Source organism: Sphingomonas oligophenolica (assembly GCF_006438955.1).
GTDB classification, from domain to species: domain Bacteria; phylum Pseudomonadota; class Alphaproteobacteria; order Sphingomonadales; family Sphingomonadaceae; genus Sphingomonas; species Sphingomonas oligophenolica_A.
Genome location: NZ_RCZK01000003.1, coordinates 1 through 23,468 on the forward strand (window position 1 = coordinate 1; position 23,468 = coordinate 23,468).

Below are 23,468 nucleotides of genomic sequence, written 5' to 3' on the forward strand. Positions count from 1 at the left end.
CACGTCGATCGCCGGTTCGCTCGCGGCCGGCTCCGATCCGAATACGTCCGCCGCGCCCTCCAGCAGCCGGGATCGCCACTGGTTGATGAGGTTTGGATGCACGTCATACTGCTGCGCCAACTCGGCCAGCGTCTTCTCACCCTTTACGGCAGCCAGAGCTACCTTGGCCTTAAACGCCGGGCTGTGATTCCGGCGGGGTCGCTTGCTCATCTTGCCTCCTGGGGCGGCCAACATGGCCGCGGTCAGATCGGCAATCCACTTATCCCCGCTGTTCAGATTTCCCGAGCCACCTCTGATTTGCGTGGCTGCGTGGGATCAGGCGAAATGACCGTTGAAAGCCAGGCTAGCGGCTCAACCGATCGTTGACCGGCAACCGCGAATCAGCGGCGGCCGCGGTGTCCGATCGTCTGGATGAGCAGTTCGTAGAACGCCAGCGCCGATCGATCGGTGGGATCCGCATCCGGCGATAGGGCGGCAGCGCGCAACCGGTCGAGGTGCTGGTCGAGGAGCGACACGGTCTCTGGCGATGTCGACGGAGCCGGCAGGGGTCATCGGCAGCGGCGATCACCACGGACGGACTGCGCTCGTATCGCGCGGCGATGAGGGATCTCGGCAACCATGAGAAGCAGGAGGTCGGCCGCTGGGCGAACGACCGGGTGGCGAACAGCCATCTGCCGTTCCGACAACGGGAGCGGGCAATGCTGCGGTTCAAGGCGAATGAAAACCTTACAGAAGTTCGCTTCGGTCCACGCCAACGTCCACAATCACTTTGACCTCGAACGCCATCTCGTCGGCCGCCAGACCTACAAAGAACGACGCTCAGCCGCGCTGGCTGAGTGGCAACAACTGTCGAGCTAGGCGGCCGTGCTCAAAGCCCGACCCGTATCGTCGAGGGACTGGTTCGCATTGGACTGACGGCACCCAGCGATCTGCCGTTCCGACGACGAGAGCGAGCGATGGTCAGATTCCGGCTGATGAAGACTCAATAGAAGTTCGCTGCCGTAATCCGGTCACGCTCTAGCTGAAATCGAACCAGCCGCGCTTGCGGTCGTCGGCGGCATAGGGACGCGCTGCGGCGCGGGGGCGCGGCGCGACCGTCTGCGCGGTCACTGGCGCTGCGGTGCGCAGCCGTTCGTTCTCGCGTTCAAGCTCGGCGATCCGGTCGCGATGGTCGGCCTCGCGGTCGTCGAGCCCGGTCTTGGCGGTCGCGATCCGTTCGTCAGTCTGCGCGGTCAGCGTCTTGTGCTCGGCGTCCCACGTCTTGCGGTTGGCGGCATGCGCGTCGCGTTCGGCGAGATAGCGTTCCTTCCACTTGCGCCCGCCCGGATGGCTCGCGAGCCCGAGGAACCAGCCGGCGATCAGCAGCAGCGCGAGCACCGCGAACTGGGTGGGAGTGGAAAATAGCATCGTCGGTGTCTCCTGTTACGGAAGCTCAACGATCCTCAACGCCAGTGGTTGCGATTAGAACGCGTCGCTGATCGAACACGCCGCCGGACCCAGAATGACGACGAACAACGTCGGCAGGATGAACAGGATCAGCGGGATGGTCATGATCGCGGGCAGCCGCGCGGCCTTTTCCTCGGCGCGCATCATGCGTTCGTTGCGGAATTCGGCGGACAGCACGCGCAGCGCGGAGGCGAGCGGGGTGCCATATTTCTCGGTCTGGATCATCGTCGTGACGACACCCTTCACCGCGTCCAGATTGACCCGCATCGCCAAGTTTTCGAACGCCTGGCGTCGCTCGGTCAGGAACCCAAGCTCGATCGCGGTCAGCGTGAACTCGTCGCCCAGTTCGGGATAGGCCCGGCCCAGCTCGCGCGCGACGCGCCCGAAGGCGGCATCGACCGTCAGCCCCGCCTCGGCGCAGATCACGAGCAGGTCGAGCGCATCGGGAAGCCCCTTGCGGATCGCGTTGCTGCGCTTGGTGATCTTGTTCTTGAGGAAAATATCGGGGGCTTTGTACGACAGGATGAAGGTGACCGCGACGATGCCGTATTTCTTCAACGGGCCATAGGCCGCGACCATGTCGGTGCCATAGACCAGGAACAGCGCCAGTCCGCCGAACACGATCGGCAAGACCAGCCGACCGAAGATCACCGCGACCGCCCACTCCTTCGACCGGATGCCCGCCTGCATCAACTTGGTCTGTACCGTCTTGACCTGGCTATCCTGGAGAACCTTCAAGGTCGACAGCAGCGTGCGCATCCGGTCGGCGGTGTCGTTGCGCTGGACCAGTTTGGCGCGGCGCTTGGTCGACGCGGTGATGCCCGCTTTCAGCTGTTCGCGGCGGTCGGTCAGCGCCTTGACGCGCTTGGCCATCGGATCCCTAACGGTGGTGACCGCATAGATGGCGATCACCACCGCGAAGGCGGCGATGCCCGACAGCATCGTCGCCACCCACAGCACATCGATCCCCATGATCGTCGGTCCGGCCGTTGCGTTCATGATCCGTCTCGCCCCGCCGTTAAATTTCGAAATTGACCATCTTGGCCATGATGAACGCCCCGAGCCCCATCCAGATCAACCCGCCGATGCCGGCAATCATCAGCCGCTGATCGACGAAGAAATTCTGCATATAGCTCGAATTGATCACCCAGATCATGGCGAACACGATGAACGGCAGCGATCCGACGATATAGGCCGAGGCCTTGGATTCGGACGACATCGCCTTGATCTTGAGCTTCATCTGCGCGCGCTGGCGCAGCACGGTGGCCAGGTTCGCGAGCGTTTCTGCAAGGTTGCCGCCGGTCTCGCGCTGGATCGCGATCGTGATCACGAAGAACTGGAATTCCGGAGTGCCGAGCCGATCCGCGGTATCCTGCAACGCCGAATCCATCGACTTGCCGATCTTCATCTTGTCGGTGATCATGCGAAATTCGTCGCCGACCGGACCCGCAACCTCGGTGCCCACGACCGAAATCGTCTCGGTCACCGGCAAGCCCGACCGAAGCCCACGGACGAGCAGCTCGATCGCGTCGGGAAATTTGTTGGTGAACTTGTTGATCCGCCGCTTGATCAGCATGCTCACCCACTTGTGCGGCAGGCCGATACCGACAAACAGACCCATGAAGATCGCGAGCAGGATGGGGGCGCCCTTGATCGCCAGCAGCAGCGCGACGATCGCGAACAAACCCGCCGATATCATCGCGTAGCGGCCGACCGTCCACGATTTGCCGGTCATCGCTAGCCGCTTGGCCAGCTGGGCGGGATTGGGGAGCAGCCGTCCGAATGCCGCCTCGGTCTTGGAGGTGGATTTGGCGGTCGAAATGCTGCGTAACTGCGCCTCGGGGGAGAATGCCCGGTCGCCGTGACGCGATCGTACCGCGGTCAACCGACGCGCCTGCGCGCGTTGGGGGGAAGGGCCGACGAACGCGAACACTGCCATGGCGAGCACGACCATCGCGCCGGTCGCGATCATGATAAAGGGCATCAGTTCCATCGCGGTCGCTCGGCTCCCAATCTCTTGCCGTCAGGCGGGCCCCTGCGCGAGGCCGCCCGCGTCATTTCTTCGCACGCTTCGGGATTATCGACGAAAAGCCGCTCATCAGTGATTTACCCTTGGGAGCGGTATCGCCCTTGCGGGTCGCGCCCGTTGGCAGCGCGGCGTCGTCTTCGTCGGACAAATGCGAGAGGCCCCGGGCAAGTGCGAGCAATGGCGCGATCGTCTTCGAATTCTTGCCCGCCTCCGCGACGGTCTTCCCCAGTTTCGCGGACTGGGTCAGCAGCTTCTGGTCGAACGGTACGACCTGGTCGATCTTGCGTTCGATCGATCCCTCGAAATCCTTGCGGCTGATCTCGAGTTGCCCCGACGCGTGTACGCGGTTGGCGACGACGGTGACCGTGGTGCGCGGCGCGTTGGTCTTCAGCCACGACAGCAGGCGGATCGTGTCGCGCGCCGCCGCCAGCGTCAGTTCGGTGACGATGATCGCGGCCTGCACCTCGGTCATCAGGTGCGGATACTGGACCAGCATCCCACGCGGCAGATCAATGATCGTGCATTCGAACGCCGATCGCATTTCTTCCTGAAGCTGGAAGAAGGCGGTGCCGTCGGTGATCAGCGGGGTATTGATCGGGGCCTCCGCGCTCAGCACCGCGAGCTTTTCGGTCGCCCGAACCATCGCGCGTTCGATGAACAGGCCATCGATGCGACTGGGGTTCTCGATCGCATCGGTCAGCCCGCGGCCTGGCTCGAGATCGAGCGCCAGCGCGCCGGTGCCGAAATGGATGTCCAGATCGAGCAGTGCGGTCGAACGGCTTTCGCGTTCCGCCATGAGCCACGCCAGCGCAGCGGAGATTGTCGATGCGCCGACGCCGCCACGCGCACCGATCACCGCGATCGCGCCGTGCGGCCGTTCCACCGCGGCTTCGGTCTGTTTGGGCGCGTTGAGCATCGTCTGCGCATGGCCGAACGCTTCGCGCAGCATGTCCGGATGAAGTGGCTTCAGCAGATAATCCTGGATCCCGCTCGCGACCAGGTCGCGATACAGCCGGACATCGTTGACCTGACCCGCCGCGATCACGACGGTGCCGGGTTCGCAGACTTCGGCCAGCGCGTTGATGTCGTTGAGCGGATCGCCCGATTCGGCGAGGTCGACGAACAGGATCATCGGGCTCGCGGAGACCGACAGCGACTGGATCGCGTTGCGCAAGCCCCCCTTGAAGATCTTGTCGATCGACCAACCAAGGTCGGTCGCGATCGGCCGGATCGTTTCGACCGTGGTATCGTCGCAGACATAGGCGGCAAAGGGATCGCGCGATCCGACACCGGCGGGTTTCCAGGGTGCGTTCATCTTAGTTGCCCTTCGCGCTCTCGGTTTTCACCGTGTTGCCGTTCCCGGTGGGCGTCGCCTTGCGATAGGCGTCGATCGCCTTGGTCGAGGTCGCCGGATCGAGCGAGCTGTCGGCGGCGCGGCCGCGGACCAGGTCCTCGGGGCGCGCGATCATCGCGGCGAGCGTGGAATTGGTCGCACAGCCATAGTTGGACGACGCGTTGCCGTTGAACTCATGGCTCGAATCGCGGCTGTAATCCGGGCATCCGGGTACGCTCGCGCGCATCCGGCTAACCACCACGCGGATCGTCCCAGGCGTGATCGGCGCGGCGGCGACCGGCGGCTCCTCGGCGAGCAGGAGGCCATAGCTTGCTACCACCGCGGCGACATCGCCGCGGGCGCCGGGGCCTTCATAGGCCGGATCGTCGATCGAGATCCGATCGCCGAACCCCAGTTTCATGACGTTCATCCAGCCGGTCAGCCGCTGACGCTCGCCGGTGGCGAGCGTACCGCCGCGAACCGCGAGATCGATCGCATAGTCGGTGCGCGCGATAACCGGCTGATGGACCGATTCGAGGCCCCGGTTTTCGGTGCCCATGCACCCGCCGATCGCCATCGTCGGCGCCAGCGCGGCAAGGAGGAGCTTGTGCTTGATCATGACGGGCATCCTCAATTCGAAAAGCCGGGGGCGGGGATCGCGCCCTTTTTGGTGTTGATCGCCTTGGTCTCGGCGCGGCGCGCCGGGACGGGCTGGGGCGAGGGCATGGTCGGCACCGCCGCTGCGGCGCCGATTGTCGGCGTGACCGGCGCGGTGCCGGCCATGGTCGGGACGGGACGCTGCGCGCCGCTCTGCCCGCTGCCAAGCTCGCCCAGGAACACGCGGCCGAGATCGGTCGGGGCGCGATAGCCGTCGGTCGGCAGCGCGATGTCGGCGGCGTTGTTGACCGGCTTCACCAGATACGGCGTGACGACGATGACGAGTTCGGTCTCGTTGCGCTGCCATCCGTTGGAGCGGAACAGCGCGCCAAGCACAGGCACGTCGCCCAGCCCCGGGGTCTTCTCGATCGAATTCTGCGTGCTGTTCTGCAGCAGCCCGCCGATCATCATGCTCTGCCCCGATCCCAGTTCCAGCGTCGTTTCCGCGCGCCGCGTGGTCAACGCTGGGATGGTCGTACCGTTGATTTGGACCGCTCCTGCGGCGCTGAGTTGCGATACCTCGGGCCGAACCCGCAGCGAGATGCGGCCATCGGACAGCACCGTCGGGGTGTATGATAGGCTGATGCCATATTGCTTATATTCGACCGACACCGCCCCGAGCCCCTGGCTGATCGGGATCGGTATCTCGCCGCCCGCCAGGAACGAGGCGGTCTCGCCTGACAGCGCTGTGAGGTTGGGATTGGCGAGGGTCGAGACCTGCCCCAGCGTTTCGCCCAGATCGAGCGCACCGAGCAGGTTGAGACCCAGCAACTTGCCGATCCCCCCAAACGTGGTGGTCAGCGGACCCTTCTGGATCGACGAACCCGGTGCCGCGATGATCTTCCCGTCGATCGGATTGATCGTGTAACCGGACACGGTGCCCGAACCGACGCCGAGCGGCAGATTAGGATCGGTCGTGAAGGTCGTTCCCGGCGCACGGCCTGTCGCCACGCCGAACTTGAAGCCGCCGGTGCCGTCGATCGTCGACAGGTTGCTGCCGATGTTCTTGGCGAAATTGCGGCTGACCTCGGCGATCCGGACCTGCAGGTTGACCTGCAGCGGCGTCGCGGATTTCAGGCGGCTGAGCACTTTGGTCGCATCGCCGACATAGGCCTGGACCAGGCGCTCGGCTTCGGCGGCGTCCTCGGGCTGGGCGACGGTGCCGGTCAGCAGGACCAGGCCGTTCATCGGCGTCGCGACGATCTGCGCGTCGGGCATCGCCAGCCCCAGCATCGACCCGATCGAATCGAAGTTGTTGCCGACCCGTACGGTGGACGAATAGACGACCGCGCCGCTGCGCGAGGTCGCCGAGATCGTCGTCTCGCCCGGCTTCTTGCCGAAGATGTAGATTTGCGTCGGCGATCGGACCTGCACGTCGGCGATCGCGTCGTCGGCGACGAAGACGTCGGTCATCGGCGTGGCGAGCGTCACCAATCGGCCGCGGCCGGTGTTGACCTCGACCAGCGCGGGAGCGCTGGCGATCCTGGCCTGCGCCCCGAGCGGCGACGGAATCGTGGCGGCGGATGCAAGCGCGACCGCCAGCGGCAGGCCGATTTGCGTCATCGAGATACGCATCTTAATTCTTCCCCCCGACCGGAACCACGGTCACGTTGTTGCCGCGCGCGACGCGCACGACGGGTCCGACCGGTGCGACGGCGGAGGCCGTGCCGGACGGCGGTGTGTAGCCAGGCGCGCTCTGCATCGGCGCGCCCCCGAAACCAGCGTTCGTGGATGCCTTCCCGGGCACCGTGCTGCGCTGATAGCGCGATACGTCGGCGCCGGTCGCGAACGTGGTGTTGCCCGTCTGCGGCTGGCTGGCGAGCTGGATCAACATGTCCTTTTCCGCCTTGGGATCGCCGTCGGGAACCTTGACCGCGCCCGATGCGATCGCCTGTTCCAGCTCGGCCGAATTGTCCGCCAGGCTGCGCAGCGAGAGCGACAATGATCCCAGCGTCTGCGCGACCGCGATCTGTTCGGCGATTTTAGGGGTCGCTTCGACGGTGACGTTCGAAAAGGTGCGGACCTGGGTCTTGCCATCTTCACCGACCAGATTGTCCGTGCGCTGGTCGGTCGCGAGTACGCGCAGGTTGCGCATGATCGTCTCCGATACCTTGAGTGGGGCACCTTCGCCGCCACCGGTCACGGTCTGGGTCAGGACCAGATCGATCCGGTCGCCCGGAAAGACGAAGCCTGCGACCGCGGCCTGTGCCGACACCGGCACGGTGACCGCGCGCATCCCCGGCCCGAGCGCGGCGGCCAGAAAGCCGCGATCGCCCGGCTTGACCAACGCGCCCTGCGTGATCGGCTGGCCCGCGGTGATTGCGTTGCGCACCACCGTGCCTTGAAGCGACTGCACGTTGGTCTGCGCCTTCAGATAATAGGCGCCGTCGACCATTTCCTTGGGCCAGGGCTGAAACTTTAGCGCGGTGGCGTCCAGGATCGTGCCGACCGGCAGCGCCCGCGTGGCGACCAGCACCTCGGGGCCGTCGATGACGACCGGCTGACCCATCGCGGAGGCTTGCGGCGCCGCGCTGCCCGCGATCAGCGATCGCGCGAAGAACGCGGTCATCAATGCGACGACCAGGGCACCTGCCAACAGAGCGAGCTTGCGACTATCCATGTCTCATCCGGCCTTTCGGGGTGCGTAGGATTGCACCGGCGTTAATCATCTACGAAAACTGGTTAAAAAGTGGTTCGCGCAATACGAGTAGTGCGGCGATCGCGATCGCGACGCCGTAAGGTACTTCGATTGCACGCGAACTCTTGCGGATCACGCTGTCGATCACCATGACCAGCGTCACCACGCCGCCCGCGATCGACATGATGATCATCATGTCGACGAACCTGACGAGTGGCATCCAGAGCGACAGCGCGGCGATCAGCTTCACGTCGCCGCCGCCCATCCAGCCCATCGCGAATACCCCGCAGAAGATCGCGAAAACGATCCCTGCGAACAGCAGCTGCACCGCCATGTCGGGCCACAGCGACAGCCCGCTGCTCCACCAGAACAGCGGCGCGGCGAGCGCGATCGCGGCGTTCTTCCAATTCGCGATCTCGCGGACGCGCACGTCCTCGATCCCCGCCGAGACCAGCATCAGCCCCAGCGCGACGACCAGCGCCACCGAAAGAAGATTTTCCCACCCCATCGGGCAAACAGGTAGACGCAATGGCTTTCGAAAAAGTAACCGTAGGCGCGATGACCGCCGATCCTTCCCTCGCCGTCCGCCGCGCGATCGCCGACGATGCCAGTTTTTCGACGTGGCGCGCGCGCGATGGCTGGGCGCATCGCCGGTTCGACTGGCCGGCTGCGACGCCGCGGGGGCGCGTGCTTGTCCTGGGCGGGCGCGGCGATATCGTCGAGAAATACCTCGAAATCCTCGGCCATCTTCATGCGGAAGGCTGGTCGGTCACGACGTTTGACTGGCGCGGCCAGGGTGGATCGGGGCGGTTGTCGCCCAATTCCCGCGTAGGCCATGCCGCCGATTTCGCGATCTTCGTGCGCGACCTTGCCGATTTCTGGGACGAGTGGACGCAGCAGGCGGACGGCCCCGCGATGCTCATCGCGCATTCGATGGGCGGCCACATCGCGCTTCGCGCGCTGGCCGAGCGCGCGATCGATCCGGCCGCGGTCGTCCTCGTCGCGCCGATGGTCGGCATCCGATCGCCGATCGGCGCATGGGCGGGCGCCTGGCTCGCCCGAATCATGGCGAGAATGGGCGACCCGGCGCGGGCGGCGTGGCGGGTCAGGCCGGACCAGCGCTCGGCGGGGCATCGCCAGCGGCTGCTGACGCATGATGTCGGGCGGTTCGAGGACGAGGCGTGGTGGTATGAACGAAAGCCCGACCTGCTCCTCGGCCCGCCGAGTTGGGCGTGGGTTGCCGAAGCGTTTCGTTCGGGCCGCGCGCTGGCGACCGATCCGCGGATCGCCACGATCACCGTACGGATCCTGATGCTGGTCCCCGATGCCGACGGTCTGGTCGATTCACGCGCCGCGATCCGGCTGGCCGCGACATTGCCCGATGCGACCCTGATCCGGTTCGGCGACGAGGCCGCGCACGAGTTGCTGCGCGAATCGGACGCGGTGCGCGACCGGGTCTACGCCATGATCGACAGCTTTCTCAACCGCCACGCATGACGACCTACGACATCGCGATCGTCGGCGCGGGGATCGCCGGCGCCAGCTTGGCGGCGGAACTCGCGCCCCATGCCCGAGTCGTTGTGCTCGAGGCGGAGGAGGTCGCGGGTTATCATGCGACCGGGCGATCGGCGGCATTCTGGTCCGAAACCTATGGTGGCCCGGGGATCCAGCCGCTCACCAGCGCGTCGGGCCCGCCGTTGCGCGACGGGGGGTTTCTCGAACCGCTCGGCTCGCTCCACATCGGCCGCGCGCAGGATCAGTCGCGAATCGACGCCTTCCTCGCCGCGTTCGCGGGCACGCACGTCCCGCTCGAACGGGTCGATCCCGCCGCGCTCGTCCCCGGCCTGCGGCCCGAATGGACGCTGGGGGTGAGCGAACCGAGCTGCGCCTATATCGATGTCGCGGGTCTCCACGCGGCCTGCCTCGCGCGGGTGCGGCGCGCCGGTGGCGATCTCGTGACGAGCGCCAGCGTCGAGCACGCCGAGCGCCACGACGGCGTATGGCGGATCGACACGAGCGCGGGGATTCACGCCGCGCGCGTCCTGGTCGACGCGGCGGGCGCCTGGGCGGACCCGGTCGCGATCCGGTGTGGGGTCGCGCCGCTTGGCATCCAGCCGTATCGCCGCACCGTCGTCCAGCTGCGCACCGATCCGCCGACGGCGCCGGGTATCCCGCATGTCGCCGACATCGCCGGTGGTTTCTATTTCAAGCCCGAAGCGGGCGGCAAGCTGTGGCTCAGCCCGCACGACGAGACCCCGACCGACCCGTGCGACGCGGCGGCGGAGGAGCTCGACGTCGCGATCGCGATCGACCGGTTCGAACAGGTCGTCGACTGGCGGGTGGTTGCGGTCGAGCGGCGCTGGGCGGGGCTCAGGAGCTTCGCGCCCGATCGGCATCCGGTCTATGGCTTCGACAACGCCGCGCCCGGGTTCTTCTGGTTCGCGGGGCAGGGCGGGTTCGGTATCCAGACCGCGCCCGCCGCCGCTTCGCTCGCCGCCGCGCTAATGCTGGGCACCGATCCGCCCGCAGGGCTCGACCCAAGTCGCTATGCGCCGGGCCGATTCGCGGGACCGGTCAGGTGAGTTCGTAGCGTCAGCCTGCCGCCGCGGCGACCGCGGCGGCGCTGGCCAGCTGGTCGGCGCGTTCGTTGTCGGGATGCCCGGCATGGCCCTTGACCCAGACCCATTCGATGTCGTGGGGCTCGGTCGCGGCGATCAGCGCGTGCCAGAGTTCCGCGTTCTTCACCGGCTTGTTGCTCGCGGTCAGCCAGCCGTTGCGCTTCCAGCCATGAATCCACTTGGTCAGGCCATCCATGACATATTTGCTGTCGGTCGACAGCGTCACCTTGCATGGCCGAATCAGCGCGTTGAGCGCCTCGATCGCGGCGGTCAGCTCCATCCGGTTGTTGGTGGTATGAGGCTCGCCCCCCGACAACAGCTTCTCACTGTCCCCGACCCGCAGGACCGCACCCCAGCCACCCGGCCCCGGATTGCCCTTGCACGCGCCATCGGTCGCGATCTCGACGATCGTCATGCGAAGAGATTCCTTTCCTCATAGGCGTCGAGCCGACGGCGATAGGCGAGCGGGTCCTTGCGGGTCACCAGCGCGTCGGCCGGGGTGTGGATCCAGTCATAGGCACGGGTCAGCAGGAATCGCAGGCACGCGCCGCGCGCCAACACCGGCAGTGCGCCGCGCTCGGCGTCGGACAGGCGACCGCGCGCGCAATATCCCGCGACGGCGGCCGCGCCGACGGCATCATCATAGCGGCGGCCGGTCGCGTCGAAAGCCCAGGAGGTGTGCATCACCGCGACATCGTAGGCGCGAATATCGGTGCACGCGAAGTAGAAATCGATCAGTCCGGTTACCGAATCGTCCAGCATCAGGACATTGTCGGGAAACAGATCGGCGTGGATGATCGATCGCGGCAAGTCCGACGGCCAGCGCGCGACGATATCGGTCAGCGATCGATCGACCCGCGTGCGCAACCCCGGCTCGATCGTGTCGAGCTGGTCCGCGCACGATGCGAACAGCGCCTGCCAGTCGGCGGGGCCCAGCGTATTGGGTCGCGCGAACGGCGCGTCCGCGACCGCAGCATGCATGTCCGCCATCGCCGCGCCGACGGCGTGGGCCTGCGCGGGGGTGGGATGGCTGAGCGACACGCCCGGCAGGAATTCGATCAGGCAGGCGGGCCGGTCGGCGAGCGTCTGGATCGTCGTTGCGGTGCGGTCGGGCAGCATCCGCGGCACCGGGCATCCCGCCGCCGCGAGCCGGTCGAGCAGCGCCTGGAAGAAGGGCAGGTCCGCGCTCGCGACGCGCTTTTCGTACAGCGTCAGGAAATAGCGGCCTTGGGTGGTGTCGACCATATAGTTCGAATTTTCGACCCCCTCGGCGATCCCCTTGGCGGAGACCAGCGCACCGACATCGTAGCGCGACAGGAATGCGGCGAGCGATTCCGCGGAGACATGGGTGTAGACCGCCACCGCGCTCAGGCCGCGGCGTCGAGGCCGCGTGGCAATTTGAACGCGATCGTCTCGCGCTTGGTTTCGACCTCGCGCTCGATCACGTCGAACCGCGTCGAGAGATGATCGACCAGTTCGCGGACCAGCAGTTCGGGAGCCGACGCGCCCGCGGTGATGCCGAGCGTGCCGACGCCCTCAAGGAAGTCCCAGTCGAGCTCGTTCGCGCGCTGGATGAGCCGGGCGGGGGTACCCTCGCGCTGCGCGACCTCGACCAGCCTGACCGAATTGGACGAATTGGGCGCGCCGATGACGAGCATCGCGTCGCACGACGCCGCGATCGCCTTGACCGCTTCCTGCCGGTTCGACGTCGCATAACAAATGTCTTCGCCGCGCGGCGGCTGCATCGCGGGGAACCGGCGTTGCAGCGTCGCGACGACCTCGGCGGTATCGTCGACCGACAGCGTCGTCTGGGTCAGGAAGGCAAGGTTGGCAGGGTCGGCGCACGCCAGCGCTTCGGCATCGGCCACCGTCTCGACCAAGGTCATCGATCCCTCAGGCACCTGGCCGAAGGTGCCGATCACCTCGGGATGCCCGGCATGCCCGATGAACACGATGTGCCGCCCCGCCGCGACCAGCCGTTCGGCCTGGCGGTGGACCTTGCTGACCAGCGGGCAGGTCGCATCGAGATAGTCGAGTCCGCGGCCCTGCGCCTCCGCGGGTACCGATTTGGGCACGCCGTGCGCGGAAAAGACCACCGGCGCGCCGTCGGGCACCTCGTCGAGCTCCTCGACGAACACCGCGCCTTGCGTACGCAGCGTATCGACGACGAACTTGTTGTGGACGATCTCGTGGCGGACATAGACCGGCGCGCCATGTTTCTCGATCGCGAGCTCGACGATCCGAATCGCGCGATCGACTCCCGCGCAAAAGCCGCGGGGGGCCGCGATCATGAGTTCGAGGACGGGTTTGTCGGGTGCAGCCATGATGCGGGTTTCACTACGCGATTGCTTGCGCGGGTGAAAGCCGGTTCCTATGGTGCCGCCCGATCGGCGCCCGCCCGTTCTCATCCCGGGCGCCCGCCCGCTTAAGAAGGTATGCGTTTTCGTGAAAACACCGCTTCTCGCCGCTTCGGCGCTCGTGTTCGTGCTCGGCGGCTGTGCCGGTAAGGGTGAAATCGAGGATGGCGGGATTACCGCGGTCCGTTCCGCCTGTCCGCAGGTCGCGGTGCCCGCGGGGACTGGCGACATCACCTTGTTCGATCCCGCGACGAGCCGCGATTCGACCGCGATCGACGTCACCGCGACGATCACCGATGTCCGTTCGACCTGCGGCGATGCCGGTGATCAGGTCAATACCGCGGTGACGTTCGACGTGATCGCGCGGCGGACGCATACCGAAGCCGCGCGCGATGTCGTGTTGCCGTATTTCGTCACCGTCGTCCGCGGTGGCAGCGCGGTCGTCGCGAAGCGCGTCGGTAGCGTCACGGTCCATTTCGATGCGGGTCGCGACCGGGCGCAGGCATCGGCCGCTGGCTCGGCGCAGATCGCGCGCGCCGCCGCGACCCTGCCCGACGATGTTCGCGCCGAGCTCACCCGTCGCCGCAAACCGGGGGATCAGGATGCCGCGGTCGATCCGCTCAGCAAGCCCGAAATCCGCCAGGCGGTGCTCCGCGTTACGTTCGAGGCACTGGTCGGATTCCAGCTGACCGACGACCAGCTGAAATATAACGCCCAGCGGTAACACGTCGCGATTGACTCGGTTTCGGCGCGCGGCCACAGCATGGCGCGTCGGTCGCGGGCAACCGTGACGGGCACGCGCGGGAGAGAGCGTTCCTCCAAGGACGCCGCCGAAGGAGCAACCACCCCGGAATCTCTCAGGCACACGGGACCGCGCGCGCCACCGACACTCTGGAAAGCGTCCTCGTTTCGGCGAGGGCCACCGAAGGGGTAAGCGCGGCCTGATCAGCAGGGGTCTCGCGAAAGCTCTCAGGTCCCGTGACAGAGGGGGTAACGGTCGGCACGCGGGAACCCTCGCGCGCCCCGCCCTTTGGAGACGGACCATGAGTGAGCCAGTCCATGATATCGCGGCCGAGATCGCGGCGCGCGACGATGCGGAGGTCGAGGCAGCGGTCATCGATCTGCTCCCGCTCGACGCCTGGCATCGCGCGCATGGCGCGCGGATGGTCCCGTTTGCGGGCTATGAAATGCCGGTCCAATATGACGGCATCATGGCCGAACACCTGTGGACGCGCGAAAGCGCCGGGCTGTTCGACGTCAGCCATATGGGTCAGATCTTCCTGTCCGGCGAGGGGCTTGATGAGGCGCTCGAAACGCTGATTCCCGCCGACGTGAAGGGCGTGAAGCCCAACGCGCAGAAATATTCGCTGCTGCTCGACGAGGGTGGTGGTATCCTCGATGACCTGATGTTCACGCGCTGGGACGACGGGCTCTACATGGTCGTCAACGGTGCGGTGAAGTACGAGGATATCGGGCATCTGCGGATGGAATTGCCCGACGACATCACGTTGAACCACATGGACGACCACGCGCTGCTCGCGCTCCAGGGGCCGAAGGCGGTCGATGCGCTGGCGCGGCTAGTGCCGGGGGTCGAGGCGCTGGTGTTCATGACCGGCGACCATTTCGACTGGAACGGTACGCAGCTGTGGATCAGCCGATCGGGCTATACCGGCGAGGACGGCTTCGAGATGTCGGTGCCCGGCGAACACGCCGTATTGCTCGCCGATGCGCTCGTCGCCGAGCCCGAGGTCAAGCCGATCGGCCTCGGCGCGCGCGATTCGCTCAGGCTCGAGGCGGATTTGCCGCTCTACGGCCATGACCTCGATACCGAGACGACTCCGATCATGGCCGCGCTCAATTTCGCGGTCGGCAGCAAGCGCCGCCGCGAGGAAGCCAATTTCCCGGGCGCGGCGCGCATCCTGATGGAGCGCGAAAACGGCGCGATCGTCCGTCGCGTCGGCCTCGTCATCGAGGGCCGCCAGCCGGTGCGCGAAGGCGCCGCGGTGATCGACGCCGACGAAACCACCGTTGGCAGGGTGACCAGCGGCGGCTTCGCGCCGACGCTCGGCGCGCCGATCGCGATGGCCTATGTTCCCACCGCGATGGCAGAGGTCGGCACCCGGGTGCAGATCGTCCAGCGCGGCAAGATCCACACCGGGATCGTTACCGCGATGCCCTTCGTTCCCCACCGCTATGTCCGTGCAGGAGGCAAGTGATGAGCCGTTACTTTACCGAAGATCATGAATGGGTCGATGTCGATGGCGAGATCGGTACCGTCGGGATCAGCGATTACGCGCAAGGCCAACTCGGCGACATCGTGTTCGTCGACGTGCCCGAAGAGGGCAAGTCGCTGACCAAGGGTGACGAGGCCGCGGTCGTCGAATCGGTCAAGGCCGCGTCCGATGTCTATTCGCCGGTCTCGGGCACCGTCATCGAGGGCAACCCCGCGCTTGCCGACGAACCTGCGCTGGTGAACAGCGACGCCGAGGGCGACGGCTGGTTCTTCAAGATCGGGATCAGCGACGCGAGCGAGCTCGACGAGCTGATGGACGAAGGTGCTTACGAGGCGTTCGTCGCGAAGCTGTAATCCCCATCCCGCTTGCGGGAGGGGCTAGGGGAGGGCCTGTCCTCCTGATTTCTCTCTCGACAAGCCCTCCCCCGACCCCTCCCGCAAGCGGGAGGGGAGGAGCCAATCATGCGCTACCTGCCTCTTACCGGCCACGACCGTGTCGACATGCTCGCGGTGATCGGCGCATCGTCGATCGACGACCTGTTCGTCGACGTGCCCGACGTCGCCCGCCTCGATGGCCCGATCCACGACCTGCCGATGCACGCCAGCGAAATGGCGGTCGAACGCCATATGTCGGCCTTGGCGCGCAAGAACCTGACCGCGGGGGATGCACCGTTTTTCCTCGGCTGCGGCGCGTACAAGCATCACGTTCCCGCCAGCGTCGATCATTTGATCCAGCGCGGTGAGTTCCTGACCGCCTACACACCCTACCAGCCCGAGATCGCGCAGGGCACGCTCCAGATGCTGTTCGAATTCCAGACCCAGGTCGCCCGTCTGCTCGGGACCGATGTCGCCAACGCGTCGATGTATGATGGCTCGACCGCGTGCTGGGAAGCGATCGGGATGGCGCGGCGGATCACGCGCCGCGGCAAGGCGATCCTGTCGGCGGGGCTCCACCCGCATTATGTCTCGGTCGCCAGGACGATGGCCAAATATACCGGCGACGTGCTCGACACCGCGGCCCCGCGGCTCACCGCGGACACCGATTTCGAGGAGCGTCTGATCGCGAAGATCGACGATGATACCAGCTGCGTCGTCGTGCAGTATCCCGACATCCTCGGCCGGATTGCCGACCTGAAGCCGCTCGCCGACGCCTGCCACGCCAAAAAGGCGCTGTTGATCGCGGTCGTCACCGAACCCGTCGCGCTCGGCGCGATCACATCGCCCGGCGAGATGGACGCCGACATCGTCGTCGGCGAAGGCCAGTCGATCGGCGTCGGGCTTCAGTTCGGCGGACCGTATGTCGGCCTGTTCGGCTGCAAGGAAAAATACGTCCGTCAGATGCCCGGGCGGCTGTGCGGCGAGACCGTCGACGCCGACGGCCGCCGTGGTTTCGTGCTGACGCTTTCGACCCGCGAACAGCATATCCGCCGTGAAAAGGCGACGAGCAATATCTGCACCAACAGCGGCCTGTGCGCGCTGGCATTCTCGGTCCACATGACCTTGCTTGGCGAAGCGGGGTTGCGGAGGCTCGCGGCGATCAACCACGCAGGCGCATGCCGCGCTGCTGACCGTCTCGCGACAATTCCTGGCGTCCGCCTCGTCAACGACAGCTTCTTCAACGAATTCACGCTCGACCTCGGCCAGGAAGCGCGCCCGATCGTCCGCACGCTCGCCGACCGCGGGATCCTCGCGGGGGTATCACTCGGGCGGCTCTATCCGTCCGAAGGCGCGCTCGCGAACGGGCTGGTCGTCGCGGTTACCGAGACCACGAGCGAGGCGGATGTCGAAACCCTCGCCGTCGCGCTCGAGGAGGCACTGGCATGAGCTTCATCCATTCTACCACCGTTCGTGCTGAGCTTGTCGAAGCACGCTTGGCGCCAACGCCCTTCGACACGCTCAGGGCGAACGGTAGCTTTTCGGGAGCCCTTCGATGACCATCAACCAGTCCGGCTGGCGCCCCACCGCCCCCGCGAGCGGCGCCGCCGCCGCGCCGACGTTTACGGGTAACAAGGCGCTCATGCTCGAAGAGCCGCTGATTTTCGAGATCGGCGATGCCCACACCACCGGTGTCGATTTCGCCGAGGGCGATGTCGCGGGCTCGCGGCTCGGCGATCTGACGCGCAAAACCCCGATCGGCCTCCCCGGCCTGTCGGAGCCAGAGACGGTGCGCCATTACACCCGACTCAGCCGCCAGAACTACGCGATCGACCTCGGCCTGTTCCCGCTCGGCAGCTGCACGATGAAGCACAACCCGCGGCTCAACGAGAAGATGGCGCGGCTGCCAGGGTTTGCCGATGTCCACCCGCTTCAGCCGACCGACACCGTCCAGGGCGCGCTCGAGGTGATCCACCAGCTCGCGCATTGGCTGGTCACGCTGACCGGCATGGCCTCGGTCGCGATGAGCCCGAAGGCGGGCGCGCATGGCGAACTGTGCGGCATCCTCGCGATCAAGGCGGCGCTCGCCAAGCGCGGCGATACTGACCGCAAGGTCATCCTCGTCCCCGAATCGGCGCACGGCACCAATCCCGCCACCGCCGCCTTCGCGGGCTTCAGCGTCGAGGATATCCCGGCGACGGCGGAGGGCCGCGTCGATACCGCGGCGCTCACCGCACGGCTCGGCCCCGATGTCGCGGGGGTGATGATCACCAACCCCAACACCTGCGGGCTGTTCGAACGCGACCTCAAGGCGATCAGCGACGCGGTCCACGCCGCGGGCGGCTATGTCTATTGCGACGGCGCGAACTTCAACGCGATCGTGGGGCGCGTCCGGCCCGGCGATCTCGGCATCGATGCGATGCACATCAACCTCCACAAAACCTTCTCGACCCCGCACGGCGGCGGCGGGCCGGGCTCGGGGCCGGTGGTGTTCTCCGACGCGCTGACCCCGTTCGCGCCGCTCCCCTTCGTCGAAAAGCAGGGCGACCATTTCGCGCTGGTCGAGGAAGAAACCGCGGGCGATCACCATGCGTCGAGCTTCGGGCGCATGGTCGCGTTCCACGGGCAAATGGGGATGTTTACGCGAGCCCTCACCTACATGCTCAGCCACGGCGCCGACGGACTGCGCCAAGTCGCCGAGGACGCGGTGCTTAACGCCAATTACATCCTCCGCAGTCTCAACGACACGCTCGACGCGCCATTCGGCGGCAGCGGCCCGTGCATGCACGAGGCGCTGTTCAGCGACGATGGCCTCGCCGACGGTTTCTCGACGATTGATATCGCCAAGGGGCTGATCGACGAAGGCTATCACCCGATGACGATGTACTTCCCGCTCGTCGTTCACGGAGCCATGCTGGTCGAGCCGACCGAAACCGAATCGAAGGCCGCGCTCGACCAGTTCATCGGTGCGCTGCGTTCGGTCGCCGAGCGCGCCAAGGCGGGCGATGCCAGCCTCAAGACCGCACCGCACTTCGCGCCGCGCAGCCGCCTCGATGAGACGCTCGCGGCAAGAAAGCCGGTGCTGGTCTGGAAGGAACCCGGGCTGGCGGTAACCTAGCCCACACTCCCGCCAAACGGGTGCTCGCCATTCGCCAATAAGAGCGGCGACGTTGCCAGCGCGAGACTAACCCTGCTTGCGGCAAAGATAGAGGCGAGTCGCGCGCTTATCGACCTCGTGACGGCCCACGATTGCTTTTCCACGTCGAGGGTGAGGATTCGCTGTCCCTTCGATGACACTTTGCCCGTCCAGCGGCCACGCCCATTCGTGTTCGATAGCCGCCACGCCAGCACCTTGCGGCTGGCGCAGGCGTGCCAAAAGGGCGCCCGGATCGCTCCGGACGCCCTTCTGCTGTCCCCGCGCGGAATGCGCGGAACGGGGAGGCGGTACGAGGATTACAGCGAATAGTACATATCATATTCGACCGGACTGGGGGTCATTTCCCAGCGCACGACGTCTTCCATCTTCAGCTCGACATAGCTGTCGATCTGATCCTTGGTGAACACGTCGCCCTTCAGCAGGAAGTCGTGATCCGCCGACAGGCAATCGAGCGCTTCGCGGAGCGATGCGCAGACGGTGGGTACCTCGGCGAGCTCCGCGGGCGGCAGGTCGTACAGGTTCTTGTCCATCGCCTCGCCGGGATGAATCTTGTTCTGGATGCCGTCGAGCCCCGCCATCATCAACGCCGCATAGGCGAGATAGGGATTGGCCATCGCATCGGGGAACCGCACTTCGACGCGCTTCGCCTTCGGTCCGGTGCCATAGGGAATCCGGCACGATGCCGACCGGTTGCGCGCCGAATAGGCGAGCAGCACGGGGGCTTCGTATCCGGGCACCAGCCGCTTGTAGCTATTGGTGGTCGGGTTGGTGAACGCGTTGACCGCCTTGGCGTGTTTGATGATGCCGCCGATGAAGAACAGGCACATCTCGGAGAGCCCGGCATAGCCGTTGCCCGCGAACAGCGGCTCCTTGCCGTTCCAGATCGAGAAATGGGTGTGCATCCCCGACCCGTTATCTTCCTTGATCGGCTTGGGCATGAAGGTCGCCGATTTGCCATAGGCGTGTGCGACCTGGTGGACGACGTATTTGTAGATCTGCATCCGGTCCGCGGTCTGGGTCAGCGTGCCGAAGGTGAGGCCGAGTTCGTGCTGCGCGGCGGCGACCTCGTGGTGATGCTTGTCGCAGGGCAGGCCCATCTCGATCATCGTCGAGACCATCTCACCGCGGATGTCGACCGCGCTGTCGACCGGCGCGACCGGGAAATAGCCGCCCTTGGCGCGTGGCCGGTGAGCGAGGTTCCCGCCCTCATATTCGCGACCGGTGTTGGTCGGCAGTTCGATGTCGTCGATCTTGAAATACGACGTGTTATACGCGTTTTCGAACCGGACATCGTCGAACATGAAGAATTCGGCTTCGGGGCCGACATAGACGGTGTCGCCGATCCCGGTTTCCTTGAGATACGCCTCGGCGCGCTTGGCGGTGGTGCGCGGGTCGCGGCTATAGCCTTCGCCGGTCGACGGTTCGACGATGTCGCAGAACAGGATCATCATCGGCGTCGCCGAGAACGGATCGATATAGGCGGCATCGAGATCGGGCATCAGCGTCATGTCCGATTCGTTGATCGCCTTCCACCCCGCGATCGACGATCCGTCGAACATCAGCCCGTCGGTCAGTTCGTCCTCGCCGATCAGCGAAGCGACCATCGTCAGATGCTGCCATTTGCCCTTGGGATCGGTGAAGCGCAGATCGACCCACTCGATCTCCTCGTCCTTGATCTGCTTCAGGATGTCGTTCGGCTTGATCGCCATTGTCGTTTCTCTCTTTTTCTGACGGAATTCTAATTCAGATCGCGGCGTCGTCGCGTTCGCCGGTGCGGATGCGCAAGGCGGTCTCGACCGGGATCACGAAGATCTTGCCGTCGCCGATCCGCCCGGTCTGCGCCGCAGCGGCGATCGCCTCGACGACGCGTTCGGCCAGCGAATCCTCGACCACGACCTCCATCTTCACCTTGGGCAGGAAATCGACGACATATTCGGCACCGCGATAGAGTTCGGTATGGCCCTTCTGCCGCCCGAAGCCCTTGGCCTCGGTCACGGTGATGCCGCTGACGCCGATCTCGTGAAGCGCCTCTTTGACCTCATCGAGCTTGAAGGGCTTGATGATCGCCTCGACCTTTTTCACGGCGCTGTTGCCCTCTCACTCGTTTAACCCTCGCCCAAGGGGCGTCTTGCACCAAACGTGCCAGCAGCCGCGCCTGCGGGCAACCGCCTTTATCGCGGTGCGGCTGCCCGGAAATCGGGCAGATCGCCAGCGCATGCCTGCTTCGGGGGCAGGTCCGCGGCGAATACCCGCCCGACATGCGCCTCGCCACGCGCCGCCGCCAGCGTGGCCTGGCGATGCCGCTCCGCATAGCTCTCGCGTTGCGCCTCGGTGCGAGTCGCGTGGCACCGCGGACAACCGATGCCTTCTTCGTACAGTGGAGAGACCTGGTCGTCAGGGGACACCGGCATGCGACACGCGCGGCACAACGCGTGGGTGCCGGGGCTGAGCCCCTGGCCGACCGCGACGCGCTCGTCGAACACGAAGCATTCGCCCTGCCAGCGGCTCTCCGTGGCAGGCACCGTCTCGAGATAGTTCAGGATCCCTCCCCTGAGGTGGAACACGTCTTCGACCCCTTCGGATCGCAACAACGCGGTCGCCTTCTCGCAGCGGATGCCCCCGGTGCAGAACATTGCGACCCGCGTCTTGCCCGCGAGCAGCGCGTCGCGGTGGTCGCGAAACCACGCGGGGAAATCGCCGAACGCGCGCGTCGCGGGATCGACCGCGCCCGCAAATGTCCCGACCGCGACCTCGTAATCGTTGCGGGTGTCGATCACCACCGTCGTAGGATCGTCGATCAGCGCGTTCCAGTCGGCGGGATCGACATAGGTTCCCGCGTGCGCCGGATCGGCGGCGGGTTCGCCCATTGTCACGATCTCGCGCTTCAGCCGCACCTTGGTCCGGTGGAACGGCAGCGCATCGGCCGCGGCATATTTGACGTCGAGATCGGCGCAGCCGGGCAGCGCGCGGATCTGCGCGATCACCGCCGCGACGCCGTCGGGCGACCCCGCGATCGTCCCGTTGATCCCCTCGGTCGCGAGCAGCAGCGTGCCCCTGACCCCGTTCGCGGCGCACGCGGCGAGCAGCGGATCGCGCAACCCCGCGGGGTCGGCGAAGGCGGTGAAGCGATACAGCGCGGCGATACGAATGTCAGTCATGCGCGGCCCACCATTGCTCGACGCGCGCGCGCTGCGCTTCGTCAAGCACCAGCCCGATCTTGCTCCGGCGCGCGAGCGCGTCCTCGACCGTGGTCGCCCATTCGTGGGTGCGCATCCAGTCGAGCTCGACCGCGGTGAGCCCGGCGCCGAAATGCTCGCCCATATCGGTTTCCGAGACGACCGCGCTGAGCATCGCGAACAGCGTCTCGCCATAGGCGTGCGTCATCCGCGCGGCGCGCGCGTCGCCCAGGAACGGCCAGCGCCGCGCCACCCGCGCGAGCAATGCGTCATATCCATCGGCGGGCGCGCCGGGGAAGCGCCGGTCGCGCGTGACGGGGCGCGCGGCGTTGCCGAGCAATTTTTCGCACGCCTCTTCGGCCAGGTGGCGCGCGGTGGTGATCTTGCCGCCGAACACCGACAGCAGCGGCGCACCGTTGGTGTCGAGTTCGAGCACATAATCGCGTGTCACCGCCTTCGCGTCGGTCGCGCCGTCGTCATAAAGCGGGCGGACGCCGGACCAGGTTGAGGTAACGTCGGCGGCGGTGATCTGCGTCGTGAAATGGCGGTTCACCGCCTCGCAGAGATACGCGATCTCGCCGTCGTCGATCCGCGCATCCTCGGGCGCGTCGACGGGGATGTCGGTCGTCCCGATCTCGGTGAAATCGCGCTGATAGGGGATCGCGAACACGACGCGGCGGTCGGGCTGCTGGAGGATATAGGCGTGATCGCCGTCGTAGAGCCGCGGCACGACGATGTGGCTGCCCTTGACCAGCCGGACCTGCGCGGCGCTGTTGACCCCGACCCGGCCGAGCGCCTCGCCGACCCACGGCCCGGCAGCGTTGACGAGCATCCGCGCGGTGACGTCGCGCCCGTCCGAAAGCGTCGCGCTCCACCCGTCGCCGGACCGGCGTGCGCCGACCAGCGCGGTGCGGGTCGCGATTTCGGCACCGTTGGCGGCGGCGTCGAGCGCATTGGCGAGGGTGAGGCGACTGTCGTCAACGAACGCATCCGAATAGACGAAGCCGCGCCCGTTTCCCTGCAGCGGCGCGCGGAACGCGGCGTCGCTCTTGCGCAGGCCGCGCGAGCGTTTGAGCGAGCTTCTGCCGCCGAGCAAGTCGTAGAGGATCAGTCCCGCACGCACCATCCACCATGGGCGCACCGCATGCTCATGCGGCAGGACGAAGCGCATCGGGCGGATCAGGTGCGGCGCGGCCTTTAGTAGCCGTTCGCGCTCGTGGAGCGCCTCCGAGACCAGCCCGAAGTCGTAATATTCGAGGTAGCGCAAGCCCCCGTGGATCAGCTTTGTCGAGGCCGACGAGGTGTGGCTGGCGAGATCGTCGCGCTCGATGAGCAGCACGCGCTGGCCAAGCAACGCCGCCTCGCGTGCGATCGCACAGCCGTTGATGCCGCCACCGATGATGAGAAGATCGTAGGTCATATCGATTCCGTCATGCCAGCGAAGGCTGG

24 protein-coding genes, 1 pseudogene and 1 riboswitch are annotated in these 23,468 nt (G+C 66.2%); of the genes and pseudogenes, 8 read left to right on the forward strand and 17 right to left on the reverse strand.

What is annotated here, in order from left to right; translation table 11 throughout:
• Together EAH84_RS04725 and EAH84_RS16525 are read right to left on the reverse strand one after the other, a co-directional pair.
• Positions 1-210 (reverse strand): transposase (locus EAH84_RS04725; protein ID WP_140868377.1); only part of this gene is annotated, 210 nt, incomplete at its 3' end.
• 170 nt (positions 211-380) lie between these two features.
• On the reverse strand, positions 381-515 hold the full coding sequence (locus EAH84_RS16525; protein ID WP_277753720.1) for a hypothetical protein: 135 nt from the start codon (positions 513-515) through the stop codon (positions 381-383).
• 39 nt (positions 516-554) lie between these two features.
• Between EAH84_RS16525 and EAH84_RS16330 the strand changes: the two are divergent.
• A pseudogene (locus EAH84_RS16330) lies at positions 555-858 on the forward strand (DDE-type integrase/transposase/recombinase); the annotation flags it as partial.
• Between the two features lie 159 nt (positions 859-1,017).
• On the opposite strand, the gene EAH84_RS04730 reads toward EAH84_RS16330, so the two are convergent.
• The 8 genes from EAH84_RS04730 to EAH84_RS04765 form a co-directional block, all read right to left on the reverse strand.
• A complete protein-coding gene (locus EAH84_RS04730) occupies positions 1,018-1,407 on the reverse strand; it encodes a hypothetical protein (RefSeq protein ID WP_140868533.1) in 390 nt (129 codons plus the stop codon).
• A gap of 54 nt (positions 1,408-1,461) precedes the next feature.
• Positions 1,462-2,445 carry a type II secretion system F family protein gene (locus EAH84_RS04735; RefSeq protein ID WP_194150356.1) on the reverse strand — a complete coding sequence of 328 codons (984 nt, stop codon included), beginning with the start codon at positions 2,443-2,445 and terminating at the stop codon, positions 1,462-1,464.
• A gap of 19 nt (positions 2,446-2,464) precedes the next feature.
• On the reverse strand, positions 2,465-3,439 hold the full coding sequence (locus EAH84_RS04740; RefSeq protein ID WP_140868536.1) for a type II secretion system F family protein: 975 nt from the start codon (positions 3,437-3,439) through the stop codon (positions 2,465-2,467).
• A gap of 61 nt (positions 3,440-3,500) precedes the next feature.
• Positions 3,501-4,790 carry an AAA family ATPase gene (locus tag EAH84_RS04745; RefSeq protein WP_140868539.1) on the reverse strand — a complete coding sequence of 430 codons (1,290 nt, stop codon included), beginning with the start codon at positions 4,788-4,790 and terminating at the stop codon, positions 3,501-3,503.
• Between the two features lies 1 nt (position 4,791).
• Complete coding sequence (locus EAH84_RS04750) at positions 4,792-5,427, reverse strand: CpaD family pilus assembly protein (protein ID WP_140868542.1); 636 nt, start codon at positions 5,425-5,427, stop codon at positions 4,792-4,794.
• Between the two features lie 11 nt (positions 5,428-5,438).
• Positions 5,439-7,040, reverse strand: a complete 1,602-nt coding sequence (locus EAH84_RS04755; protein ID WP_140868545.1) for a type II and III secretion system protein family protein — start codon at positions 7,038-7,040, stop codon at positions 5,439-5,441.
• Position 7,041: 1 nt separating this feature from the next.
• A complete protein-coding gene (gene cpaB, locus EAH84_RS04760) occupies positions 7,042-8,085 on the reverse strand; it encodes a Flp pilus assembly protein CpaB (protein WP_140868548.1) in 1,044 nt (347 codons plus the stop codon).
• Positions 8,086-8,134: 49 nt separating this feature from the next.
• Positions 8,135-8,611 (reverse strand): A24 family peptidase, encoded by a 477-nt coding sequence (locus EAH84_RS04765; RefSeq protein WP_140869244.1) that lies wholly within the window; start codon positions 8,609-8,611, stop codon positions 8,135-8,137.
• A gap of 20 nt (positions 8,612-8,631) precedes the next feature.
• On the opposite strand from EAH84_RS04765, the gene EAH84_RS04770 reads away from it, so the two are divergent.
• Together EAH84_RS04770 and EAH84_RS04775 are read left to right on the forward strand one after the other, a co-directional pair.
• Positions 8,632-9,600, forward strand: coding sequence for an alpha/beta fold hydrolase (locus tag EAH84_RS04770; RefSeq protein WP_241656472.1), 969 nt, complete (start codon positions 8,632-8,634; stop codon positions 9,598-9,600).
• Positions 9,597-10,685, forward strand: a complete 1,089-nt coding sequence (locus EAH84_RS04775; RefSeq protein ID WP_140868551.1) for an NAD(P)/FAD-dependent oxidoreductase — start codon at positions 9,597-9,599, stop codon at positions 10,683-10,685. The genes EAH84_RS04770 and EAH84_RS04775 overlap by 4 nt, the downstream gene beginning before the upstream one ends.
• A 10-nt stretch (positions 10,686-10,695) precedes the next feature.
• On the opposite strand, the gene rnhA is transcribed toward EAH84_RS04775, so the two are convergent.
• The 3 genes from rnhA to ispH are packed head-to-tail and all read right to left on the reverse strand — an operon-like array spanning position 10,696 to position 13,045.
• On the reverse strand, positions 10,696-11,136 hold the full coding sequence (gene rnhA / locus EAH84_RS04780) for a ribonuclease HI (protein ID WP_140868554.1): 441 nt from the start codon (positions 11,134-11,136) through the stop codon (positions 10,696-10,698).
• Entirely contained in the window at positions 11,133-12,083 is a 951-nt protein-coding gene (gene thrB / locus EAH84_RS04785) for a homoserine kinase (protein ID WP_140868557.1), read from the reverse strand. Before thrB ends, rnhA begins: the two co-directional genes overlap by 4 nt.
• Before the next feature lie 5 nt (positions 12,084-12,088).
• Positions 12,089-13,045 carry a 4-hydroxy-3-methylbut-2-enyl diphosphate reductase gene (gene ispH / locus EAH84_RS04790; RefSeq protein WP_140868559.1) on the reverse strand — a complete coding sequence of 319 codons (957 nt, stop codon included), beginning with the start codon at positions 13,043-13,045 and terminating at the stop codon, positions 12,089-12,091.
• A 121-nt stretch (positions 13,046-13,166) separates the two neighbouring features.
• Here ispH and EAH84_RS04795 point away from each other — a divergent pair, with 121 nt between their 5' ends.
• From EAH84_RS04795 to gcvPB, 5 genes are all read left to right on the forward strand, one after another.
• The gene (locus tag EAH84_RS04795) at positions 13,167-13,802 is read left to right on the forward strand and encodes a hypothetical protein (protein ID WP_194150357.1); all 636 of its coding nucleotides are present in this window, start codon (positions 13,167-13,169) and stop codon (positions 13,800-13,802) included.
• 67 nt (positions 13,803-13,869) lie between these two features.
• Positions 13,870-13,962, forward strand: a riboswitch (glycine riboswitch).
• A 159-nt stretch (positions 13,963-14,121) separates the two neighbouring features.
• The gene (gene gcvT / locus EAH84_RS04800) at positions 14,122-15,294 is read left to right on the forward strand and encodes a glycine cleavage system aminomethyltransferase GcvT (protein ID WP_140868562.1); all 1,173 of its coding nucleotides are present in this window, start codon (positions 14,122-14,124) and stop codon (positions 15,292-15,294) included.
• Positions 15,294-15,665 (forward strand): glycine cleavage system protein GcvH, encoded by a 372-nt coding sequence (gcvH, locus tag EAH84_RS04805; RefSeq protein ID WP_140868565.1) that lies wholly within the window; start codon positions 15,294-15,296, stop codon positions 15,663-15,665. Before gcvT ends, gcvH begins: the two co-directional genes overlap by 1 nt.
• Before the next feature lie 108 nt (positions 15,666-15,773).
• The gene (gene gcvPA, locus EAH84_RS04810) at positions 15,774-17,135 is read left to right on the forward strand and encodes an aminomethyl-transferring glycine dehydrogenase subunit GcvPA (protein WP_140868567.1); all 1,362 of its coding nucleotides are present in this window, start codon (positions 15,774-15,776) and stop codon (positions 17,133-17,135) included.
• Positions 17,136-17,241: 106 nt separating this feature from the next.
• The gene (gene gcvPB, locus EAH84_RS04815; RefSeq protein WP_140868570.1) at positions 17,242-18,804 is read left to right on the forward strand and encodes an aminomethyl-transferring glycine dehydrogenase subunit GcvPB; all 1,563 of its coding nucleotides are present in this window, start codon (positions 17,242-17,244) and stop codon (positions 18,802-18,804) included.
• 335 nt (positions 18,805-19,139) lie between these two features.
• Here the strand turns inward: gcvPB and glnA are convergent, their stop codons facing one another.
• From glnA to glpD, 4 genes are all read right to left on the reverse strand, one after another.
• Positions 19,140-20,552, reverse strand: a complete 1,413-nt coding sequence (glnA, locus tag EAH84_RS04820; protein ID WP_140868573.1) for a type I glutamate--ammonia ligase — start codon at positions 20,550-20,552, stop codon at positions 19,140-19,142.
• A gap of 34 nt (positions 20,553-20,586) precedes the next feature.
• Positions 20,587-20,925 (reverse strand): P-II family nitrogen regulator, encoded by a 339-nt coding sequence (locus EAH84_RS04825; RefSeq protein WP_140868576.1) that lies wholly within the window; start codon positions 20,923-20,925, stop codon positions 20,587-20,589.
• Positions 20,926-21,014: 89 nt separating this feature from the next.
• Positions 21,015-22,001: a rhodanese-related sulfurtransferase gene (locus EAH84_RS04830; RefSeq protein WP_140868579.1), complete on the reverse strand. Its 987-nt coding sequence runs from the start codon at positions 21,999-22,001 to the stop codon at positions 21,015-21,017.
• Positions 21,994-23,439 (reverse strand): glycerol-3-phosphate dehydrogenase, encoded by a 1,446-nt coding sequence (gene glpD / locus EAH84_RS04835; protein WP_140868582.1) that lies wholly within the window; start codon positions 23,437-23,439, stop codon positions 21,994-21,996. The genes EAH84_RS04830 and glpD overlap by 8 nt, the downstream gene beginning before the upstream one ends.
• Between the last annotated feature and the right edge of the window lie 29 nt (positions 23,440-23,468).

What these genes read in the sequence shown, in the direction of transcription:
- EAH84_RS04730 (WP_140868533.1), bottom strand. Translation starts at nt 1,407, where the DNA reads ATGCTATTTTCCACTCCCACCCAGTTCGCGGTGCTCGCGCTGCTGCTG.
- EAH84_RS04735 (WP_194150356.1), bottom strand. Translation starts at nt 2,445, where the DNA reads ATGAACGCAACGGCCGGACCGACGATCATGGGGATCGATGTGCTGTGG.
- EAH84_RS04740 (WP_140868536.1), bottom strand. Translation starts at nt 3,439, where the DNA reads ATGGAACTGATGCCCTTTATCATGATCGCGACCGGCGCGATGGTCGTG.
- EAH84_RS04745 (WP_140868539.1), bottom strand. Translation starts at nt 4,790, where the DNA reads ATGAACGCACCCTGGAAACCCGCCGGTGTCGGATCGCGCGATCCCTTT.
- EAH84_RS04750 (WP_140868542.1), bottom strand. Translation starts at nt 5,427, where the DNA reads ATGATCAAGCACAAGCTCCTCCTTGCCGCGCTGGCGCCGACGATGGCG.
- EAH84_RS04755 (WP_140868545.1), bottom strand. Translation starts at nt 7,040, where the DNA reads ATGCGTATCTCGATGACGCAAATCGGCCTGCCGCTGGCGGTCGCGCTT.
- cpaB (WP_140868548.1), bottom strand. Translation starts at nt 8,085, where the DNA reads ATGGATAGTCGCAAGCTCGCTCTGTTGGCAGGTGCCCTGGTCGTCGCA.
- EAH84_RS04765 (WP_140869244.1), bottom strand. Translation starts at nt 8,611, where the DNA reads ATGGGGTGGGAAAATCTTCTTTCGGTGGCGCTGGTCGTCGCGCTGGGG.
- EAH84_RS04770 (WP_241656472.1), top strand. Translation starts at nt 8,632, where the DNA reads ATGGCTTTCGAAAAAGTAACCGTAGGCGCGATGACCGCCGATCCTTCC.
- EAH84_RS04775 (WP_140868551.1), top strand. Translation starts at nt 9,597, where the DNA reads ATGACGACCTACGACATCGCGATCGTCGGCGCGGGGATCGCCGGCGCC.
- rnhA (WP_140868554.1), bottom strand. Translation starts at nt 11,136, where the DNA reads ATGACGATCGTCGAGATCGCGACCGATGGCGCGTGCAAGGGCAATCCG.
- ispH (WP_140868559.1), bottom strand. Translation starts at nt 13,045, where the DNA reads ATGGCTGCACCCGACAAACCCGTCCTCGAACTCATGATCGCGGCCCCC.
- gcvT (WP_140868562.1), top strand. Translation starts at nt 14,122, where the DNA reads ATGAGTGAGCCAGTCCATGATATCGCGGCCGAGATCGCGGCGCGCGAC.
- gcvH (WP_140868565.1), top strand. Translation starts at nt 15,294, where the DNA reads ATGAGCCGTTACTTTACCGAAGATCATGAATGGGTCGATGTCGATGGC.
- gcvPA (WP_140868567.1), top strand. Translation starts at nt 15,774, where the DNA reads ATGCGCTACCTGCCTCTTACCGGCCACGACCGTGTCGACATGCTCGCG.
- gcvPB (WP_140868570.1), top strand. Translation starts at nt 17,242, where the DNA reads ATGACCATCAACCAGTCCGGCTGGCGCCCCACCGCCCCCGCGAGCGGC.
- glnA (WP_140868573.1), bottom strand. Translation starts at nt 20,552, where the DNA reads ATGGCGATCAAGCCGAACGACATCCTGAAGCAGATCAAGGACGAGGAG.
- EAH84_RS04830 (WP_140868579.1), bottom strand. Translation starts at nt 22,001, where the DNA reads ATGACTGACATTCGTATCGCCGCGCTGTATCGCTTCACCGCCTTCGCC.
- glpD (WP_140868582.1), bottom strand. Translation starts at nt 23,439, where the DNA reads ATGACCTACGATCTTCTCATCATCGGTGGCGGCATCAACGGCTGTGCG.